The organism is Streptomyces sp. NBC_00376 (assembly GCF_036077095.1).
Taxonomy (GTDB): Bacteria; Actinomycetota; Actinomycetes; order Streptomycetales; family Streptomycetaceae; genus Streptomyces.
In genome coordinates, this window is the sequence record NZ_CP107962.1 from 182,986 (window position 1) to 200,768 (window position 17,783).

Consider the following 17,783-nt stretch of genomic DNA (forward strand, 5'->3'; position numbering starts at 1 on the left):
CGGATCGCGGATGGTGCGGATCTCGTACGACCACAGGGCCCGCTGCACCTGGTGGCTCTGCCGGTCGTGGCCAAGGAGGTCCGCCAGCTGCGCGGGCGCACGCGTGGACGTCGCGCCGGTAGGTACGAACAGCAGACGCGGCTTCAGGTTGCGGTGCTGGCTGTGCTCGCCCACGAGCAGCTGTGTTCCGATCCGCGGTGCGAGGACCACGAGACCGGTGTCCCACCGGGGTTCTCGGAGACGGCGGCTGCCTGATGGGGGTGTCCGTGCCCGTGCGGAACGGGTACGGACACCACCGGGTCGGCACTGTCAGTAGTGCTCTTCCCGGTAGACGCCGTCGGCATCTACGCCACGGCCCCAATCGCCAAAGCCCGTGTTCGCCAGTTCCAGGTTGACGACGAAGGATCCGGCCGCTGCGAGGGTGATCCTGAAAGGATCGTCGTTCTCGTCGGTGAGGTTGTTCACGGCCAGCAACGGGAAGTCCGCTGAGGCCAGCGTCCGCTCGTCGGCGATGAGGACGACAGTACTGTTGGGCCAGTCCTCGTCATCTCGCCCGATCCGTGCCTGGATCTGCTCCGCCGTGAAGCCCGTGTAGGCCGGGTTGTCAATGACGGTGATCGAATCGTAGTGCTCCGAGCCTGCTTCGAGGCACTGGAGCAAGTGTGCCCATTCGTCTCGCCGCTCGAAGGACGTCCGTACCAGGAGCGGACCGGCGGACTCCTCGATCGTGGAGGAGGACGGCCCGGTCTCGGCCCCCGTACGCTCGCCGGGGATGACCTGGATGAGGAAGCGGGGCTTCTTGCCGTCCGAGGACCGGTCACTGGCATGGACGCGGATCAGGTAAGGGCCGGCTCCCGCGGTGGCGAGGTTCTCTTTACGCAGTGGTTCGTATCCGCTGTCGCACAGGGCGCCGGCAGCCTCAGGCGTGCGCGTTGCGTCCCGTCACGTGGAACGCACTACGCACCTCGACCGCGCAGGCCGCGGCGACGCACAGGGCGACCGCCACCATGCCCGAGCCGATCACGGTGTCCGGGCCGGGATTCTGGCCGAGGACGGTGACCAGCGCCTTCGCGGCGATGGCGACCTGTCCCAGCCCGACGACCGTCAGCCAGGCGACGCGCAGGGCCCGCGGGCTGCGGGTGCGTGCCTTCTCCAGCCCCAGCAGCGCCGCCGCACCCGCCAGCGCGACCACGACTCCTAGCGTGACGGCGACGGAGAGCATCGCGTCTACGGCCGGGGCGTCGGTGTGGTCGAGTTCCGCCGTGTTTGGCGGGAGAACGGTGAACGCTGCGGTCATCAGGGCGAGGTAGGTGACCTGGAGGAGGAGAAGGACGGGCACCACTCGCCGGCAGAGCGTGGATGTCATGCGTTGCTCCTCACGAGCTTGCCTGATGAGAATTGCCTACTTGTACCAGTAGCGGACACCGCCGTGGTGGCTGCAGGTGCCGCGAAACGTCTTCGAGGAGCTGGCGGTCCCGTCCTTGCATTCGGCGGTAACGCCCGCCGGGTGCGCGCTGCCTGCCCTGCACACCCCGGTCGTGTGGGGCGCGCACGCGGCCGTCGCCTCGGCCTGGAAGGCCGGAACGAAAAGTGCAGCGGCGACGGCGAACGCGGTAAAGGTGGCTCGGACGAGTCCGCGGCGGACGGGGGCTGTCATGGTGCGGGTCACGATGCGGTGCCCTTCCTGGGGCGAGCCCTGTGCTACTGCACGGGGTTCGGGTCTGGGTGGCGGGGCGCTGCGAGGGAAGACGGCTGGGGCAGGGTGTCCTGCTCTCTTCCCCCACGGCGGGTCGGACCCGGACAAGATTTTGTCCGGAGTACTCGGGCGGTTCCCCGGAACGATTCACGATTCCGGCTCACAGCCGCCCGGATGACCTGTCCGGGGTCAGGTGCCGCAGGTGTCGAGCATCTCGGACAGGGCAGCGGTCTCGGCCGGGTTGGCGGTGAGCTGGTAGGTGGCCTTCACGGCGGAACGTGATGCGGTCGGCGATGGCCGCGCAGAGCCGGCGGTCGCCAAAGCTCTTGTCCCACTCGGCGAACGGGGAGTTCGTGGCGACCGCGGTGGCCTTGCGTTCCTCGCGGTCGGTGAAAATCTGGAACAGCAGCTTGGCGCCCTTCTAGTCCAGGTTCGCGTAGCCGAACTCGTCCAGGCAGAGCAGGTCGACCTTGGTGTAGCGGGCCATGAGCGAGGACAGCCGCCTGGCCGCCTCGGCTTCGGCGAGCTCGTTCACCAGGGCCTGGGTGGTGATGTAACGGACGGTCAGTCCGGCCTCCGCGATCGCGGTACCGACCCCGATCAGCAGGTGGGACTTGCCGGTGCCCCCGGCCACCGCACGCTGCGCCGCGTTGTGTTTGCCGACGAGGCCGTCGAACCCTCCGCCGGAGAAGCAGGCGATTCCGAAGCCGGAGCCGAGCCGTGCGAGTTGCGGCACCATGCCGGCTGTCTCGCACCACAGCTCCAGCCGGACCGGCTGCCCCGCCTGCCGGTCGGCCCGGTAGCCGTCCGCAGCCGCTTTCACGGCAGTCCAGAAGTCGGGCGGGCCGGTGAACGATTGTGGGGCCTGGACCGCAACCTGGGTGTCGTCCCGGATCGCTTCCCAGCCGATCCGGCCCGAGCGGCGGGTCCGGCCCGCCCTCCGGAGATCTCTTGCGCATGTACCCATGGAAAATGCCAGAACCGCCACCTGGGGCAAGCACGTTGCGTAGCCTCTGGGTCACAGCCGTACGCCACGTCGGGAGGGGATTGCGCGTGCCCGGAATCGACGAGTGCCTGCTCGAAGTCATGAGGCTGCCCGGCGCCCGCGGCGCCGCGGTGGTCGACTGGACGAGCGGCCTCGCCCTCGGCACCATCGGCGAATCGCCCAACGGCGACCACGAGGCGACCGCCGCGGAGACGGCCGAGGTCGCGCGGATGGCGGCCGAGCAGCCCGCCTTCGCACGGGAGGCCACCGAACCGCCCACCGCGTTACCCGAAGGGGCAGTCGAGGGAGCGCCGCCCCCGGTCGAAGACGTCATCGTCACCACCCGGGCCGGGTACCACATCCTCCGTTTCGTCGAGACGGCCTTCGACAGCAGCGTCTTCGTCCATCTCTGGCTCGACCGCGCGGAGGGCAATCTGGCCCTCGCCCGGATACGGCTGGGCGAGATGGCCCAGCGTCTGGTCCTGGCATGAGAACCGCCCCCGCCCCGGTCGCGCCCCTCTCCCCCATGCTGCAGCGCCTCGCCGCCGAACGCGCCACCGGCGCCCTGATGCGCGACCGTGGCACCCTGTACCTCGCCGAGGGCCAGGTGGTGCACGCCGAAAGCCCCGCGACACCCGGTATCGACGTCCTGCTCACCACGGGCGGCGCCCTGCACCGCGACGGCTGGTGGGAGGCGGTCGCCAGGGCGGGCGCCGGGCAACGGGTCGGCCGCTATCTGGTGGACAGCGGGCGGGTGCCGGGCGGGGCGCTGGAGCTGTGCCACCTGGGCGCGCTGTACGACGCGGCGTTCTTCGCACTCGCCCCCACCCGGACCCCGGCCCGATTCCGCTACGGGGTCTCCCACTGGATCGGCCCCGTCCGCCCCGTCCCCGTCGATGCCGTGCAGCGCGAGACGCTCCGGCGCCGGGAGCTGCTGGAACGGATCTGGCCCGACGCGGTGACCGACAGCGCACCGCTCGTACGGACGGGCCGCTCCGTCGACGCACCCGTTCCGCCGGGCCGGCGCCGCGTGCTCGATCTCGTGGACGGGGCACGCACCGCATCGGACATCGCCCAGGAGCTGGGCAGGCCAGCGTTCCATGTCCTGGTCGATCTGCACCGCCTGGCCGCGGCCGGACTGGTCGAAGCGGTACGGGAGCTGTCGGCCGCGGCCGCCCCCGGCCGGATCGCGCTTCCGGAGGTCACGGCCGACCCCGACGTCGCGCTGCTGCGCCAGCTCCGAGACGCATTGGAGGCCCTGTGATACGCGCGCTCAGACAGCGTGCCGGGAGGAGACAGCTGATGGTGCCCGAGGCCGAAGCGCAGGATGTGCTGGCCGAACTCCAGAGACTACGGGCCCGGGTCCCGCTCCTCTCCGGCGCTCTGGCGGCCAGCACCGATGGTCTCGTCCTGGCCCATGACACGCCGGGCGTGGAGGCGGAGGGCGTCGCCGCACTGACCGCGGCCGCGCTCGGCGTCGCGATCCGGATGACGGACGCGACCGGCCGGAGCGGCTTCCGCGAACTTCTCGTACGGGGCGGGACCGGCTACATCGCGACGTACGCCGCAGGCTCCTCGGCCGTCCTCACGCTGCTGGCCGAGGACCGGATCAACGTCGGCAGGCTCCATCTGGAGGGCCGCCGGGCAGGCACCCGCATCGGCGAACTGATAGACGCCGCGCTGGAACGCGCCGCACACCCGGCACCCCCGGCCCACGCCCCCGAGCCGCCCACCCCGCGGCCCGGCCCGCTGCCGCGCCGCACGTAACACCACATGCCCCGCAGACAACCCAAGGATCCGGTCGACCCGGCCGGCCAGGAAAGGAAACGAGCACGCATGTCGAACACCGAAGCGTCACTCAAGGAAGCGATGACGTCGATCGAGGGCACCCTCGGTGTCGCCCTCGTCGACTACACCAGCGGAATGGCGCTGGGCACCCTCGGCGGCGGCAAGGACTTCAATCTGGAGGTCGCGGCCGCGGGCAACACCGATGTCGTACGCGCCAAGCTCCGCACCATGGAACACCTCGGCCTCCAGGACGAGATCGAGGACATCCTGATCACACTCGGCGGCCAGTACCACCTGATCCGGCTGCTCAAGGCCCGAGGCAGCAACGGCCTTTTCCTGTACCTGGTGCTGGACAAGGGCCGCGCCAACCTGGCGATGGCCCGCCACCAGCTGAAGCGGATCGAGGCCGAACTGGAGGTCTGACCCGGCGGCCTCAGCGCCGACGCCGCGCCCCGCCGGGCGCGGCGTCCCCCGCCATCGGCCCGGTCGTCCGATACCCGGGCCTGGACATCGGCCGACCGCCTGAACACGATCTGCGCCGGTGGGCGAAGAACGCCCGAGCGGCAGCCCGGAGAGGTCGGGAGAACGAGGAGCTGCGCGCGGACGGCGAACGCGCCGATCACTCTCTTGATCTCAACCATACTTGAGGTTGCACCATGGTCCACATGACTACGGAACCCACGGCGTACGCCGCAGACATCGAAGCCGTCAAGCAGGTCGTTGCCACCGTCGAGCACTCCCAGCAGCACAAGGACCCCGACGAATTCCTCGCCCTCTTCCACCCCGACGCGGTCTGGACGACGGCCCACGGCAAGGTTCTCATCGGCCTCGACGCGATATCGGAGTTCACCCGCCAGGTGCTCCCTGCGGCCAACTGGGACGGCAAGGTCAGCTACGAGGTGGTTCACGTGCTCTTCATCCGCCCCGATGTCGCGGCGGTCAAGGTCCGTCAGCGCTACCTGAGCCCGGACGACGAGAGCGAGGGGGCCCCTCTGTATGTGATGACCAAGCAGGACGACGGCCGCTGGCTGCTGACCGCCTGCCAGAACACGGGGGTCGTCGCCGACTGATCGATTCGGACGGATTCGCTGCGCGCACGCGGCAATGGTGTCCAACGTCAGTGTGTGATGAGAGTTGGACACCCGCTCACTGACCGTCTATGACCACTGACCCTTGGAATCGATCATCTAGGGCGGCAGCGCTTCACCTGCCTCGCCCTCTTCATGCTGTTTTCTCCTCCCCCGCAGCGGGCCGACCGCTGATGGGCCGTCCGGCACGGCTCATCAGGCCGGCGTACCAGTCAGCGCCGCCCGTCAGTGGGATCAGCTGGCGCAGGTGTCGAGCATCTCGGAGAGGGAAGCGGCCTCGGCGGGGTTGGCGGTGAGCTGGTAGGTGGCCTTCACGCTGATCCAGGCCCGGCTGTAGGTGCACCAGTACGACTTGAGCGGGGGCTTCCAGTTCCTGGGGTCCTTGTCGCCCCTGGCCCGGTTGCTGCCGGCCGACACCGAGATCAGCTGCGAGTCGGTCAGGTCGTTGGCGAAGGCGCGCCGTTCGGACGTTGTCCACTGCGATGCGCCGGAGCGCCAGGCTTCCTTGAGGGGGACGATGTGGTCGATGTCGATACCGGAGGCGGAGGCGACCGTCTTCCCGTCGCACTCGGAGTACCAGGTGCCGGACACGGCCCGGCACTGGTCGTCCTGGACCACGTCCTGGCCGTCCCGCTGGAGCGTGACCTCGCGGGTGTCGCAGGTGCCGTACTGAGTGATCCAGTGCGGGAACTTCGCCCGGGAGTAGCCGGGGACGTCGTCCTCGTCGGCCACGACCAGGTCCGCGAGCAGCTCGCGGGCCTTGACCGCGTCGGGAGGTTCGGGGAGTTCACGCAGGGATGGGGCCTGGCCGGTGGAAGCTCGGGGGCCGGTGTCCGGGGTGGCGGTGGCGGGGGCGGCGGTCAGCGCGAGCCCGGCGAGAGCCGAAACGGTTGTGAGGAGCGCGGTTCGGTGCAGATGACGAATCACGCCGATCATGCTCCGGCCCCTGATCGGCGAAGAATCGTTGCTGCCTGGCGGGTGTCACCCGCGTGGGTGGGAAGTCGTACCGGGTGTGTGGCGGCGGGCTGCGGGCGGTTCCGGTCCACCCGGCCCCCCTTGGTCCCTGCTCGTACACAAGGCCGCCCACGGCCCCGGCCGGCGTCTTCGTGATGCGATCACTCCCGCCCCGCACAAGGATCGGACTACGGGCGGTGGCCCGGCCGCGCGCTGCCCCCGGTCTCGACCGGAAGCAGCCTTTCTCCTGGCGCGCCGGTCCGCTTCCCGGCCATGCCCGTCAGGGGGGCCTGGAGGTGCGTATGCCGCGGCCCTTGTGGACCGGAGCTATCAGTTTTGGCCTGGTCACGATCCCGATCAAGGTCGTCAGCGCGACCGAGGACCGATCGGTCCACTTCCGGCAGGTCCATCTGGAGGACATGGGCCGGGTCCGCACCCGCAAGATCTGCTCGATCGATGACGAGGTCGTGCCGCAGGAGGAGATCGGCAGGGGCTACGAGCTCACCAAGGACGACGTCGTCGCGGTCACCGACGAAGAGCTCGACGAGATGCCGCTGCCCACCGCGAAAGCGATCGAGATCGTCGCGTTCGTCGACGCCGACAGCATCGACCCGATCCGGATCAGCGACAGCTACTACCTCGCGATCGACGGGCAGGTCGCGGCCAAGCCCTACACCCTGCTCCGCAAGGCGCTGGAGCGGTCCGACAAGGTCGCCGTCGCCAAGTTCGCGTGGCACAACCGCGAAAGGCTGGGGCTGCTCCGGGTGCGGGAGGGCGCGATCGTGCTGCACGCGATGCGGTGGCCCGACGAGATCCGCAGTCCCGAGTCCCTCAGGCCGAAGGACGTCGACCTGGACGAGGAGGAGATCGAGCGGGCCGTCCAGCTCACCGACACCATGGCCCTCGACGACATCACTGGTTTCCGGGACGAGTACCGCGACGCCCTGGAGGAGCTGATCGAGGCGAAGTCCGGGGGCGCCGAGCTCCCGGAGCCTGCTGAGGGCGAGGAGCGGAAGGCCGGGAAGGTCGTCGACCTGATGGCCGCCCTGAACGCCTCCGTCAAGGCGGCCAAGGAGAGCCGCGGCGAGCACGACCAGGACGCCACCGTCCACACGATGCAGCCCCGCAAGAAGACCACGAAGAAGAAGACCACCGCGGCCAGGAAGACCACGAAGAAGACCACGGCGAAGAAGAGCGCCACGAAGACCGCGGCCGCGAAGAAGCGCAGCGCGTCCTGAAGGCGCGGAGCAGGACGGTCATGGTGCGCTTGCCGCGGATCGCTCCGATGCTCGCCACACCGGGCGCCCTGCCGGCTGCGGCCACCGAGGACCACTTCGCGTTCGAGGTCAAACAGGACGGTCAGCGGGCCATGATCTATCTGCCGGGCGACGGGACGACGGTCCTGCGGTCCCGGTCCGGGGCGGACATCACCGCCGTCTACCCGGAGCTTGCCGGGCTCGGGTCCGTGCTCGGCCGGCCCGCGGTCCTGGACGGCGAGATCGTCGCACTCGACGAGGAGGGGCGCAGTGACTTCGAGCGGCTGCAGTCCCGCATGGGCCTGACCTCGGCGGCGAAGACTGCCCGGATGGCGCGGCTGGTGCCAGCGCATCTGGTCCTGTTCGATGCGGTGTATCTGGACGGGCGCGGCCTGACCGGGCTTCCGTACACCGAGCGTCGCGCCCTCCTGGAGGGCCTGGGGCTCGACGGGGAGTACTGGTCGACGCCTGCGGCGGTCGTCGGGCACGGGGCGCAGGCCCTGGAGATGACCCGGGCCGCGGGGCTGGAGGGTGTGGTCGCGAAGCGGCTTGCGTCGGTGTACGAACCGGGTGTCCGTTCCCGCTCGTGGGTCAAGGTCCGGAACGTGCGGACCGTTGATGTGGTCGTGGGCGGGTGGGTACCCGGCCGCGGCCGGTCCGCTACGCGACCAGGACCCGGGCGGGGCTGCTGCGACACCCTTCATGGCACCGGCTGCGCCCCGACCTCGCACCGGACGACATCACCTGACCCTGGGCGCGTCCTCTGCCGAGGTTGCAGTCCCATCTGCGGATCGCATGCTCAGGGCCGTCACCATGCCCAGCACCGTGCCGATGCCCACAGCGGTGCCCAGCGGTTCCCGCACGGCCGGGTTGGCGTAGACGAGGAACGCTCCGAATCCGCATGCCGCTGGCGGCGAGCGGAGCAGCACCGGATGGCACCTGCGGCACCGGGGCTCAGGTGCGGGCTGGCCCCACCGTCTTCGGCCCGTCCTCAAGGTTGGGAGGACCCTGTTCAGGTCCTGGTGGGTTGCTTTTTCGGGTGCCAGTCCGCCTCGCCCCAGTCGTAGCCCACAAAGCCGTCGGGAACCTTCCCGCAGGGCGCGTAGACGCTGATGAACAGAGTGGTGGTCAAGTCGTTCCACCGCACGTCGATCTGGTCGCCGCCTTCCGGGTCCTCGAATCGGAAGCCCAGTTCGTGGAAGCTCGCGCCTGCGCGATCGCCTTCGAGGGTGAGTGTCCAGCCTTTCCGTGCCAGTTGCCGGCGCACGCGCCGCTGCGCGTCCCGGGCAGCAGCTTCGGGGACGCCGGGCACGCTCCAGTCGAGACCGAAGCTGCGGACGTCCCTTCGTCCCCTGTCAATGTGGGCGATGCCCCTCAGCCCACGGTAGTAGCAGGCGCCGGTATCGAACCTGCCGCTGTCGGCTGCGTACTTCTCAGGAAGCCCGAAGCCGCCGTACACCTCGTCGGACCGTGCCTTGAGCCGTTGGGCAACCACGTCGGGGTCGGCCGTAGGGTACGGAGCGCCGTTCCACACGGCGTTTCCCGCCACCACGGAGGCGGCCAGCAGCGCCACCGTCACAAGCCCTATAACGGCATACAGGACGGACCGCCCGGAGACTCGTGTTCTGCGTACAGGGCTCTTGGACATGCGTGTGACGGTAGATGTCGACGTTGCGTGCCGCATGAGTAGCCGTACCCAGGCACCATGAAGCGCTACTCAACCGTGCGGGGTACGGCACGAAGTCCTTCGCCTGCGGCGTCGCGGGTTCAGTCGAGCAGGTCGTACTCTCCGGGCGTCCAGTCGGCAAAGAGAGCGGTGGGCGTCGACAAGGACGGATTCGCGGTACCCGCCGAAATCGCCGGGGTCTTCGGCGACACCGATGTGAATGGGGGTGTCGCCGGGCAGGCCCTCGAGTGCTGCGCGGAGCTGCGCGGCGTTCCATACCTGCGGGGCGTGGTCAAAGACGTCGGTCATGCGCACAGAGTGCCGAGCCAGGCGGTGTTGCTGGTGGAGACACGGCTGTACCCCGGGCCAGAGCGCTGATCCGGGGTACAGGGGTCTGGGTCGAAAAGCTGATCACCAGTGGTGAAGCAGGCCCAGCCGGTGGATACCGTACCGGGCGCCCGCGCGGTCAGTCAGCGTCAGGGACGGCCCAGCCCTCACCATGTGCCCGGCCAGCATTCTGCTGGCCGGGCACATGGTGGTCTCGTCGTGTTCGCCTCGGATGTTCAGCCACAGTCGTTGCGGTTGATCTTCAAGGAGCGGGTCTGGTCGTTGAGGTTGTAGCCGCGCAGGTGCCCGGTGCCGGGACAACACGCGGCTGCGAGGCTGTGCCGGGCCTGGGCCGCGGGTAGGTCGGTGCGGGCACGCCGCTGCCGTCGGCCAGGTCGAGCAGGTGCTGGTCGTGCCGGGTGGGCGGCACTCTGGAGGAAGAGAAGGCGTGAGGGCGGGAGAGGAGGCGTGATGCGAACCAGCGGCGAGATCTATCACCGGGTCCGCTGGGACCTGCGGTTCGACCCGGCTCGGTTCGTGCTGGGGATCAGCCAGCGCGGGGATGCCTTCAAACGCATCTCGCTGGCTTCCTTCGTGCCCGGGGGCGACATCCCGTGGCACCGGGTGGTGTTCATCGAGGCGGACGGCGAGGTGGTCTGGGACCGGGCCACGGGCGTGAACCGCATCGACGCGTCAGGCGTCGGCCGGGTGCCGGACCCGCAAGCGGACCCGAGCTTCGACATGAGCTCCGGCAGGTCGGCGGCCTCGACGTGTCCCCCGACAGCCCGCACGGCGGTGGCGTGGATCCCGCCTGCCGAGCTGTGGCCGCCGATCCAGGACATCCGCCGGGATCACGATCCGCAGATCCACCGGTGGCCGCCGCACGTCAATGTGCTCTTCGGCTTCGTGCCGGAGTCCGGCTTCGTGCGGACACGGCCGCCAGCCAGACGGCATCGTCTTGCCAAAGACCGGACCCATCCCCTGATCTGACGATCTCTTCGAAAGGCAACCCTGTGAGCGTGCAGAACTGGAACCCTGCCCGGATGGCCTCGCACCCCGATCACCCCTGTGTGCTGCCTGCCATTCCGTCGTGGCTTCACGACGTGCACGTACTCGACACCATGGTGCTGCCCCAGCTCGCCGACGCCGTCGAGGACGAAACCGAGACCGGCAGTGCGGCCGGACTGCCCGATGCCCCGTACCGGGCCGCGGCCGACGCCATCAACAACCTCGCCACGGCCCTCCCCCAGCCACCCGCCAGCCCTTCTGCCGCCGGCATCGGGGTCACTTCCGACGCGGTGTTCCTCCGAGCGGTACCCGCGTGGGAGACCGAGGCCCTGTGGCAGGTCCACACAGCCTGGGCCACAGCCGGCATCCACTGACCGGCACCATGTGCTCCGCCCGGCCCCTGGCGGGGGCGATCCGCGTGAACGGGCAGGGGCTGGAAGTCGGCCGGCGCCGGGACGAGCCTCAACCAGAGGGTGAGGCGGAGTATCAGCGGCTGCTGACGCTCGTCCGCTCGCCGGTACTGCGCAGCGGAGCCTGGGCCCGGGCGCGGATGCAGCAGCTCACCGGGCGGTGACCCACCGCGGCTCGTACGGTCGGACATGAGTGCCCTGACAGGACGGTGCTCCTGGGGTGGCCCCTCGGTCGCTTCGCATGTTCCGCAGGGCTACCCCGCCCCGTCAGGTCAGAGCATCCAGCCGTGAGCGCCGGTCACCCTGGCGGCGACAGCCCCCGCCAGCAGGACGAGGCCCGTCCACGGGACCTTGTCCATGCTGATTTCGCAGGGCTGCGAGGACGGCATCCTCGTCCTTGCGGCCTGGGCACTCGCCCGTTCACCACCCTGATCAGCTCACCGGAGGCGTCGGCTTTCGGCCGAGTGGGGCTACGCGGCGAAGCCGATGTTGGTGACGTACTCGTACTGGCCCCACTGGGAGCCGAGGTCGGGCAGAACGTCGGTGGTCCACTCGTCGTCAAGGCCCTGGACGTCGCCTGCGGCCCAGGCCTCGACGATGCGGTCCCAGCGGCGGACGTTCATCGTGCGGTACTCCACCATCCGCTGCAGGGGCCTGGCCACCTGCGACTGGTTCAGCGGGTGGATCTCCACCCTGGTCCCGCGCCCTTCGCGGTTGAGACGGGCCAGGAGATGCCGGGCCACGTTGCGGCGGCGCACAGCCTGGTAGGCGGCGTCGCGCTCGGTGGGGACTGTCTGGCCGATGTCGGGATGCTGCGGGCCGAGCCGGCAGTGTTCGGTCCGGTGGCCTCCGATCCGACCGTCTCCCGACTCGTCGACACCCTCGCCGCGGCCGGACTGAACGCTCTGGCCGCGATCCGGGCGGACCGGGGTGTCGGCGGTGAAGCTGTTGTGCGCGAGGCAGCTCCCGGCGCGCAGGGAACTTCTGGCGGCCATGAAGGCGCTCAGGGCTTCGCCGGCCATGCCGAGCATGCAGCCGGTCAGGGCGGCGTTGCCGACCTGATGGTCGCGTTGGCCGCCACCGTCCGGCGCATCTCCCGTGACATCACCGTGACGTCCGTCGTACCGAACGTCGTCATACCGACAGGGCGAAGTACACGTAGTCGGCCCAGGCCGGCGCCCGGCCACCCGGGAAGTCCAGCGCCGCCTCTCGACGAGGCGATCGGCGCCTGGCTCGCCGCCCGCGACCCCGACCGCCCGCCACCCGACCATGAACTGGGCAGACGCGCCCGCCGCTCGCTGGCTGTGGACGGCAAGACCGTTCGCGGCGCGCGCCGCGCCGACGGCACCCGGGTCCACCTTCTGGCCGCGATGACCGGGACCGGCCTGGTCACGGCCCAGCGTGAGGTCGGCCCCAAGACCAACGAGATCACCGTCTTCCGGCCCATGCTCGCCGACCTCGACCTGGCCGACACCGTGGTCACTTTCGACGCCCTGCACTCCCAGACAGCCCATGCCCGCTTCCTGGTGGAGGAGAGGAAGGCCCACTACATCGCCGTGATCAAGGGGAATCAGCCGCTGCCTGCACCAGCACCTCAAGCAGCTGCCCCGGCGGGAGGTTCCGCTGCTGGACAAGACCCGCGCCACGGAGCACGGCCGTGACGAGATCCGCCGCGTCAAGACCTGCACCGTCACCCGCGGCCTCGACTTTTCCCACGCCGCCGTCACCCTGGAACGCGTCTACGCGGTCACCGACCTGACGGCCGAGCAGGCCGATGCTCCCGAGATCGCGCACCGTGTACGCGAACACTGGGGCATCGAGAACAAGATCCACCACGTGCGCGACACCACCTTCGCCGAAGATGCCTCCCGGGTGCGGACCGGGACCGCGCCCCGGGCCATGGCGGCACTGCGCAACCTGGCCATCGGCGCCCTCCGTCTGACCGGCTGCGACAACATCGCCGCCGGCCTGCGCAAACACAGCCGAAACGCCACCCGGCTGCTGGCCACCCTCGGCATCACGTGATCAAACCGGACAGAACCCCTGAACGACGCCGCCCTGGGCCTCCTGCTGCGTCTCCCGGCATAGCGTGGAACCCGCGGTATTTCTGGGCTTGGCCTTTCAGCGACGGGTCCGCCGCTTTGCGGCGGCGGACCCGTTGTTCTTCTAGAGCTGGCGCCATTCGTCGCCGACCTGGTCGGTCTGGCGGATGATCCGTTCTCCGGCCGCGGGAGCGGGCCACACCTGAAGCAGGTACACCTCGACCGGGTCGTCGTCGGGGCCGAGACTGTCCTTGGCGCGTCCCTCGTCACGGCCGCGGGCATGGACACGCACGCGGTAGGTTCCCGGTCCGTTGGGGGCAAGGTCGGGCAGGTCCTCGGCTTCGCCGTCCTCCCAGGAGGTGACAAGAGCCGAGCCGGTGGTGGAGATGAACGACGTCTCCACCGCCTCGTCCCAGCCACCCTCGTGGAGCGATGGCTCGGACACGTGCGTGGTGACGGTGACCTCGACCGGTCCGACGGTCAGTCCGGTCAGAATGCTGGCCCCGTCCTCCTCGACGGCGATCAGCCCATTGCCGGCGTCCGCGATGTCCGGTGCCTGGTCGGTACCGAGGTCCGGGTCGACGATGTAGAACTGACGGGCATACACCCACACACGGGTACTCCCGCGTTCTTCCGGCATACCGGGTGCCTCCTCGGCGTCAGGAGATGGCGACCCAGAAGGCGTCGCCGTTCAGGATCCTATTGTCCTTGTACACCTTGAGCAGGTACTTGGATCCACCGGCGGTGCTGTTGTGCTTCTCGTTGATCATCCTGCGGCTGAAGACACCCGTCGCTCCGCCTTCCTTGGTCGAAGCGAAGGGGTACTCGTCGCAACTCTTGCCCGTCGGGCGGGGCAGACTGCTCGGGCAGGCCTTGCCACGATTCTTCTTAATCAGCGCCTTGTCAGTGGTGCGGTGCAGGGGCTTGCCCACGCCGGGCAGCCCCGGATGCCCCTTCAGCTTGCGCTGCGCGTCCCAGACATGCTGCGCCGCTTCCTTGACGTTCTTGTCGGTGCGGGACATCGCGAAGACAGGAACATACCCGGGGTGAACACACCCGCCTGCCTTGGTCGTGATCCCCTTGACAGAGTCACAGCGCACGGTGGCGGCCTGCGCGAGGCTGCCGGTGGCAGGTGACCCGACGGCCGCCTTCAGGGTGACGACGGGTGTTTCCTTGTGCTTGAGCGTCTTCGACCCGGGTGATTTCAGGGCGAACGGGAAGCTGGTTTCCTTCTTGACCGACAGCCCCTTGGCACCGGGAGCGGAGGTCACCGTGCACTTGGTCTTCGCGGACTTGCCGCAATTCAGCTTCAGGCTTGCGACCACGCCCCGCGCCGCCCCGCTGGCGCTGGTCGGGTAGAGACCGATGGTGTGCTTCCAGGTCCGTGAGTCCCTGGCCGCCAGCGACGTGCGCTGAGTGACCCGGATGTTCATCGTGCCCAGAAGCTTCCCGCTGGGCACCTCAATGATGTCGAACCGCAGGCTGCTCACCGAGCACGCCTTGTGCCGGTCATAGGTGAGGTAGCCCGCCCTGCAAGTCAGCCCGGCCGCCGCTGACATCGCGGTAGACGTGACGGCCGTTGTCCCGGTCGCCTGGGTACAGGTGACGGTGTGCTCGCCGCGCGCGGCGGCGGACTGAACGGCCTTGTGGCAATCGGCATTCAGTGCTTGGGCGGTTGGCTGCGCATGGGCGGGTGCTGTGCCGGTCATGAGGGCAGCTGTGATGCCTGCCGCGCCGATGCCCGCCGCGATCCGTTGACGTGTGATGCTCAATTGATTCCCCCTCCTGACGGCCCGGAACGCAGCAGGGCAGGGCTGGAGGTGTCAACTGGCTCCCCCGAGCGATGCGCTGTGCTGCGGCCAGGCACACGTACGACCGACGCAACAACCTTGGCTGCTGCAACGTGAGCAAACGTATAGACAGACCCCCTCCCCATCAAGCGAATTGCAAGTTTCCAGACAATAGGCTTATCGAGCCGACCGAAAGTCACCTGAGGAGCCAGGTCGCAATCGAACTCTAGAAGCACTATTGCAAAGTTGCTGGCGACTCGAACGGCATCGCGGGGTAGGCGGCGAAAGCCTGCTGACGCCGGGCGCCGTGGGCTGCAGAGCGCCGTGCGAGGAGGGCCCTTCCGTACCGCGCCTCGTGTGCCTGGTGCAGATCCACGCACAGGATCCGCCCACCATCCCCAGAGGGCGGAAGGCGGGCGCGGTCTACTTGGAGGCCGCCGCGCGTGGCGGGTACGGCCCCGCCGTACCGTCGGCCGGTGAACCTACTTGAACCAGTAGCGGACGCCGCCGTGGCCGCTGCACGTGCCGCGGAAGGTCTTCGAGTAGCTGGGGGTGCCGTCCTTGCATTCCGCGGTCGCGCCTGCCGGGTGGGGGCTGCCGGCCCTGCACACACCGGTGGTGTGCGGTGCGCATCCGGCGGTCGCCCCGGCACGGGCGGCCGGGACGAGGAACGCGGCGGCGACGGCGAGCACGGTGACCGCGACGCGGGCGATGCCGCCGCGGTCGGGTGCTGTGAAGGTGAGGGACACGGTGTGATGTCTTTCGGGGTCGATTCCCGCGCCCGCTGTCACATGGTCCGGGCCCGGGGACGGGTGGGCGCCGCGGGGGAAACGGGCCGGGGAGCGGGTTCCTGCGTCGCCTCCCCCGCGGCGGGTCAAGCGCGGGCGGGCGCGGCTGGGTCCGTCCGGCGCTTCGGCGGCGGTTCACCGTGGGCCAGGTGCCCGGTCGGTGCCGCCCGGTGTGCGGCCTGGTGGGGTCAGGTGGCGCAGGTGTCGAGCATCTCGGCCAGGGCAGCAGCCTCGGCGGGGTTGGCGGTGAGCTGGTAGGTGGCCTTCACGCTGATCCAGGCCCGGCTGTAGGTGCAGTGGTACGACTGCAGCGGCGGCTTCCAGCTCCCCGGATCCTTGTCGCCCTTCGACCGGTTGCTGGCGGCCGACACCGCGATCAGCTGCGAGTCGGTCAGGTCGTTGGCGAAGGCGCGGCGTTCGGGCGTCGACCACTCGGACGCCCCGGAACGCCAGGCTTCCTTCAACGGGACGACGTGGTCGATGTCGATACCAGAGGCGGACTCAATCGTGCGGCCGTCGTACTCCGAGTACCAGGTGCCGCTGGTGGCGCGGCACTGGTCGTCCTGGACGACGTCCTGGCCGTCGCGCTGGAGCACGACCTCGCGGGTCTCGCAGGTGCCGGACTGGGTGATCCAGTGCGGGAACTTCGCCCGGGAGTACCCGGGGACATCGTCTTCGTCGGCCACCACCAGGTCCGCGAGCAGCTCGCGGGCCTTGACCGCGTCCGGCGGTTCGGGGAGTTCACGCAGGGACGGGGCCTGGCCGGTGGAGGCTTGGGGGCCGGCGTCCGGGGTGGCGGTGGCGGGGGCGGCGGTCAGCGCGAGCCCAGCGAGAGCCGAGAGGGCTGTGAGGAGCGCGGTTCGGCGCAGATGACGAATCACGCTGATCATGCTCCGGCCCCTGATCAGCGCAGAATCGTTGCTGCCTGGCGGGTGTCACCCGCGTGGGTGGGAAGTCGTACCGGGTGCGTGCATGGCGGGCCGCGGGCGGTTCTGGTCCACCCGGCCCCCCTTGGTCCCTGCTCGTACACAAGGCCGCCCACGGCCCCGGCCGGCGTCTTCGTGATGCGATCACTCCCGCCCCGCACAAGGATCGGACTACGGGCGGTGGCCCGGCCGCGCGCTGCCCCCGGTCTCGATCGGAGGCAGCCTTCTCCTGGCGCGCCGGTCCGCTTCCCGGCCATGCCCGTCAGGGGGGCCTGGAGGTGCGTATGCCGCGGCCCTTGTGGACCGGTGCCATTTCGTTTGGCCTGGTCACGATCCCGATCAAGGTCGTCAGCGCGACCGAGGACCGCTCGGTCCGCTTCCACCAGGTCCATCTGGAGGACATGGGCCGGGTCCGCACCCGCAAGGTCTGCTCGATCGACGACGAGGTCGTGCCGCAGGAAGAGATCGGCAAGGGCTACGAGCTCACCAAGGACGACATCGTCGCGGTCACCGACGAAGAGCTCGACGAGATGCCGCTGCCCACCGCGAAAGCGATCGAGATCGTCGCGTTCGTCGACGCCGACAGCATCGATCCGATCCGGATCAGCGACAGCTACTACCTCGCGATCGACGGGCAGGTCGCGGCCAAGCCCTACACCCTGCTCCGCAAGGCGCTGGAACGCTCCGACAAAGTCGCGGTCGCCAAATTCGCGTGGCACAACCGCCACCAGCCCACCCGCCAGCGCGAACGCGCCATGAAAGGCTTCCGTAGCGTCGGCGGAGCCCAGCAGTTCCTGTCCGCGTTCAGCGGCATCTCACCCCACTTCCGACCACGCCGCCACCTGATGACCGCCCCCGAATACCGCACCGAGATGACCACCCGCTTCGCCATCTGGGACCAGATCACCGGCGCTGCAAGCCGGCCCACCACGGCCTGAGCACGGAGCCGGAACCCGACCCCACCACACCCGACACACCATCAGGCACTCACACACCCAACAACGTGACAGCGCCGTCGGCTGGGCTGCGGTCGGCCAAGGACCGTATAGGTGACGAAGA

Annotated in this window: 22 protein-coding genes and 3 pseudogenes; 13 read left to right on the forward strand and 12 right to left on the reverse strand. The window is 69.4% G+C overall.

What is annotated here, in order from left to right; genetic code table 11:
* Positions 1 to 309: 309 nt before the first annotated feature.
* The 4 genes and pseudogenes from OG842_RS45575 to OG842_RS45580 form a co-directional block, all read right to left on the reverse strand.
* The gene (locus OG842_RS45575; protein WP_401879073.1) at positions 310 to 906 is read right to left on the reverse strand and encodes a DUF6924 domain-containing protein; all 597 of its coding nucleotides are present in this window, start codon (positions 904 to 906) and stop codon (positions 310 to 312) included.
* A 13-nt stretch (positions 907 to 919) separates the two neighbouring features.
* The gene (locus tag OG842_RS43860; protein WP_266738395.1) at positions 920 to 1,366 is read right to left on the reverse strand and encodes a hypothetical protein; all 447 of its coding nucleotides are present in this window, start codon (positions 1,364 to 1,366) and stop codon (positions 920 to 922) included.
* Between the two features lie 36 nt (positions 1,367 to 1,402).
* A complete protein-coding gene (locus OG842_RS43865) occupies positions 1,403 to 1,657 on the reverse strand; it encodes a DUF3761 domain-containing protein (RefSeq protein WP_266738394.1) in 255 nt (84 codons plus the stop codon).
* 313 nt (positions 1,658 to 1,970) lie between these two features.
* Positions 1,971 to 2,321 (reverse strand): annotated as a pseudogene (locus tag OG842_RS45580) (ATP-binding protein); the annotation flags it as partial.
* 428 nt (positions 2,322 to 2,749) lie between these two features.
* On the opposite strand from OG842_RS45580, the gene OG842_RS43875 reads away from it, so the two are divergent.
* The 5 genes from OG842_RS43875 to OG842_RS43895 all read left to right on the forward strand — a co-directional run bounded on the left by OG842_RS43875 (position 2,750) and on the right by OG842_RS43895 (position 5,539).
* Positions 2,750 to 3,172, forward strand: a complete 423-nt coding sequence (locus OG842_RS43875; RefSeq protein ID WP_266501908.1) for a hypothetical protein — start codon at positions 2,750 to 2,752, stop codon at positions 3,170 to 3,172.
* Positions 3,169 to 3,945 (forward strand): transcriptional regulator, encoded by a 777-nt coding sequence (locus OG842_RS43880; RefSeq protein ID WP_266501905.1) that lies wholly within the window; start codon positions 3,169 to 3,171, stop codon positions 3,943 to 3,945. Before OG842_RS43875 ends, OG842_RS43880 begins: the two co-directional genes overlap by 4 nt.
* A gap of 38 nt (positions 3,946 to 3,983) precedes the next feature.
* Complete coding sequence (locus OG842_RS43885; RefSeq protein ID WP_266501902.1) at positions 3,984 to 4,448, forward strand: roadblock/LC7 domain-containing protein; 465 nt, start codon at positions 3,984 to 3,986, stop codon at positions 4,446 to 4,448.
* Positions 4,449 to 4,517: 69 nt separating this feature from the next.
* Positions 4,518 to 4,892 carry a hypothetical protein gene (locus OG842_RS43890; protein ID WP_266501900.1) on the forward strand — a complete coding sequence of 125 codons (375 nt, stop codon included), beginning with the start codon at positions 4,518 to 4,520 and terminating at the stop codon, positions 4,890 to 4,892.
* A gap of 233 nt (positions 4,893 to 5,125) precedes the next feature.
* Positions 5,126 to 5,539 (forward strand): SgcJ/EcaC family oxidoreductase, encoded by a 414-nt coding sequence (locus tag OG842_RS43895; protein WP_266738392.1) that lies wholly within the window; start codon positions 5,126 to 5,128, stop codon positions 5,537 to 5,539.
* A gap of 252 nt (positions 5,540 to 5,791) precedes the next feature.
* Here OG842_RS43895 and OG842_RS43900 read toward each other — a convergent pair whose 3' ends face one another.
* A complete protein-coding gene (locus OG842_RS43900; protein ID WP_266738391.1) occupies positions 5,792 to 6,493 on the reverse strand; it encodes an HNH endonuclease family protein in 702 nt (233 codons plus the stop codon).
* A gap of 320 nt (positions 6,494 to 6,813) precedes the next feature.
* Here OG842_RS43900 and ku (OG842_RS43905) point away from each other — a divergent pair, with 320 nt between their 5' ends.
* Together ku (OG842_RS43905) and OG842_RS43910 are read left to right on the forward strand one after the other, a co-directional pair.
* Positions 6,814 to 7,749: a non-homologous end joining protein Ku gene (gene ku, locus OG842_RS43905; protein WP_266738390.1), complete on the forward strand. Its 936-nt coding sequence runs from the start codon at positions 6,814 to 6,816 to the stop codon at positions 7,747 to 7,749.
* Between the two features lie 20 nt (positions 7,750 to 7,769).
* Positions 7,770 to 8,515 (forward strand): annotated as a pseudogene (locus OG842_RS43910) (ATP-dependent DNA ligase).
* Positions 8,516 to 8,779: 264 nt separating this feature from the next.
* Here the strand turns inward: OG842_RS43910 and OG842_RS43915 are convergent.
* Positions 8,780 to 9,415 carry a hypothetical protein gene (locus tag OG842_RS43915; protein WP_266738389.1) on the reverse strand — a complete coding sequence of 212 codons (636 nt, stop codon included), beginning with the start codon at positions 9,413 to 9,415 and terminating at the stop codon, positions 8,780 to 8,782.
* Positions 9,416 to 9,484: 69 nt separating this feature from the next.
* Positions 9,485 to 9,742, reverse strand: coding sequence for a DUF6225 family protein (locus OG842_RS43920; RefSeq protein ID WP_266738387.1), 258 nt, complete (start codon positions 9,740 to 9,742; stop codon positions 9,485 to 9,487).
* 489 nt (positions 9,743 to 10,231) lie between these two features.
* On the opposite strand from OG842_RS43920, the gene OG842_RS45585 reads away from it, so the two are divergent.
* Genes OG842_RS45585 through OG842_RS43940 form a run of 3 tightly spaced genes read left to right on the forward strand, consistent with a single transcriptional unit; the run spans position 10,232 to position 11,342 of the window.
* Complete coding sequence (locus tag OG842_RS45585; RefSeq protein ID WP_401879062.1) at positions 10,232 to 10,750, forward strand: RNA repair domain-containing protein; 519 nt, start codon at positions 10,232 to 10,234, stop codon at positions 10,748 to 10,750.
* Positions 10,751 to 10,779: 29 nt separating this feature from the next.
* Positions 10,780 to 11,142, forward strand: a complete 363-nt coding sequence (locus tag OG842_RS43935; RefSeq protein WP_266738386.1) for a hypothetical protein — start codon at positions 10,780 to 10,782, stop codon at positions 11,140 to 11,142.
* Between the two features lie 44 nt (positions 11,143 to 11,186).
* On the forward strand, positions 11,187 to 11,342 hold the full coding sequence (locus OG842_RS43940) for a hypothetical protein (protein WP_266738385.1): 156 nt from the start codon (positions 11,187 to 11,189) through the stop codon (positions 11,340 to 11,342).
* Between the two features lie 306 nt (positions 11,343 to 11,648).
* On the opposite strand, the gene OG842_RS45590 is transcribed toward OG842_RS43940, so the two are convergent.
* Positions 11,649 to 12,200: a hypothetical protein gene (locus tag OG842_RS45590; protein WP_401879066.1), complete on the reverse strand. Its 552-nt coding sequence runs from the start codon at positions 12,198 to 12,200 to the stop codon at positions 11,649 to 11,651.
* Positions 12,201 to 12,248: 48 nt separating this feature from the next.
* Between OG842_RS45590 and OG842_RS45595 the strand changes: the two genes are divergently transcribed.
* Positions 12,249 to 12,839: an ISAs1 family transposase gene (locus OG842_RS45595; protein ID WP_443064101.1), complete on the forward strand. Its 591-nt coding sequence runs from the start codon at positions 12,249 to 12,251 to the stop codon at positions 12,837 to 12,839.
* A 4-nt stretch (positions 12,840 to 12,843) separates the two neighbouring features.
* A complete protein-coding gene (locus OG842_RS43960; RefSeq protein ID WP_266738494.1) occupies positions 12,844 to 13,203 on the forward strand; it encodes a transposase in 360 nt (119 codons plus the stop codon).
* A 141-nt stretch (positions 13,204 to 13,344) separates the two neighbouring features.
* Here the strand turns inward: OG842_RS43960 and OG842_RS43965 are convergent, their stop codons facing one another.
* The 4 genes from OG842_RS43965 to OG842_RS43980 form a co-directional block, all read right to left on the reverse strand.
* The gene (locus OG842_RS43965) at positions 13,345 to 13,827 is read right to left on the reverse strand and encodes a hypothetical protein (RefSeq protein ID WP_266738383.1); all 483 of its coding nucleotides are present in this window, start codon (positions 13,825 to 13,827) and stop codon (positions 13,345 to 13,347) included.
* 52 nt (positions 13,828 to 13,879) lie between these two features.
* Positions 13,880 to 14,992 (reverse strand): NucA/NucB deoxyribonuclease domain-containing protein, encoded by a 1,113-nt coding sequence (locus OG842_RS43970; RefSeq protein ID WP_266738381.1) that lies wholly within the window; start codon positions 14,990 to 14,992, stop codon positions 13,880 to 13,882.
* Positions 14,993 to 15,492: 500 nt separating this feature from the next.
* Positions 15,493 to 15,759: a DUF3761 domain-containing protein gene (locus tag OG842_RS43975; RefSeq protein ID WP_266738355.1), complete on the reverse strand. Its 267-nt coding sequence runs from the start codon at positions 15,757 to 15,759 to the stop codon at positions 15,493 to 15,495.
* Positions 15,760 to 15,986: 227 nt separating this feature from the next.
* Positions 15,987 to 16,688 carry an HNH endonuclease family protein gene (locus OG842_RS43980; RefSeq protein ID WP_266738379.1) on the reverse strand — a complete coding sequence of 234 codons (702 nt, stop codon included), beginning with the start codon at positions 16,686 to 16,688 and terminating at the stop codon, positions 15,987 to 15,989.
* 320 nt (positions 16,689 to 17,008) lie between these two features.
* On the opposite strand from OG842_RS43980, the pseudogene ku (OG842_RS43985) reads away from it, so the two are divergent.
* Positions 17,009 to 17,455 (forward strand): annotated as a pseudogene (gene ku, locus OG842_RS43985) (non-homologous end joining protein Ku); the annotation flags it as partial.
* Between the last annotated feature and the right edge of the window lie 328 nt (positions 17,456 to 17,783).

Excerpts from the sequence above, each read along its gene's own strand:
- OG842_RS43860 (WP_266738395.1), bottom strand. The coding sequence starts at position 1,366 with ATGACATCCACGCTCTGCCGGCGAGTGGTGCCCGTCCTTCTCCTCCTC.
- OG842_RS43865 (WP_266738394.1), bottom strand. The coding sequence starts at position 1,657 with ATGACAGCCCCCGTCCGCCGCGGACTCGTCCGAGCCACCTTTACCGCG.
- OG842_RS43880 (WP_266501905.1), top strand. The coding sequence starts at position 3,169 with ATGAGAACCGCCCCCGCCCCGGTCGCGCCCCTCTCCCCCATGCTGCAG.
- OG842_RS43885 (WP_266501902.1), top strand. The coding sequence starts at position 3,984 with ATGGTGCCCGAGGCCGAAGCGCAGGATGTGCTGGCCGAACTCCAGAGA.
- OG842_RS43890 (WP_266501900.1), top strand. The coding sequence starts at position 4,518 with ATGTCGAACACCGAAGCGTCACTCAAGGAAGCGATGACGTCGATCGAG.
- OG842_RS43895 (WP_266738392.1), top strand. The coding sequence starts at position 5,126 with ATGGTCCACATGACTACGGAACCCACGGCGTACGCCGCAGACATCGAA.
- OG842_RS43900 (WP_266738391.1), bottom strand. The coding sequence starts at position 6,493 with ATGATCGGCGTGATTCGTCATCTGCACCGAACCGCGCTCCTCACAACC.
- ku (WP_266738390.1), top strand. The coding sequence starts at position 6,814 with ATGCCGCGGCCCTTGTGGACCGGAGCTATCAGTTTTGGCCTGGTCACG.
- OG842_RS43915 (WP_266738389.1), bottom strand. The coding sequence starts at position 9,415 with ATGTCCAAGAGCCCTGTACGCAGAACACGAGTCTCCGGGCGGTCCGTC.
- OG842_RS43920 (WP_266738387.1), bottom strand. The coding sequence starts at position 9,742 with ATGACCGACGTCTTTGACCACGCCCCGCAGGTATGGAACGCCGCGCAG.
- OG842_RS45585 (WP_401879062.1), top strand. The coding sequence starts at position 10,232 with ATGCGAACCAGCGGCGAGATCTATCACCGGGTCCGCTGGGACCTGCGG.
- OG842_RS45590 (WP_401879066.1), bottom strand. The coding sequence starts at position 12,200 with ATGGCCGGCGAAGCCCTGAGCGCCTTCATGGCCGCCAGAAGTTCCCTG.
- OG842_RS43980 (WP_266738379.1), bottom strand. The coding sequence starts at position 16,688 with ATGATCAGCGTGATTCGTCATCTGCGCCGAACCGCGCTCCTCACAGCC.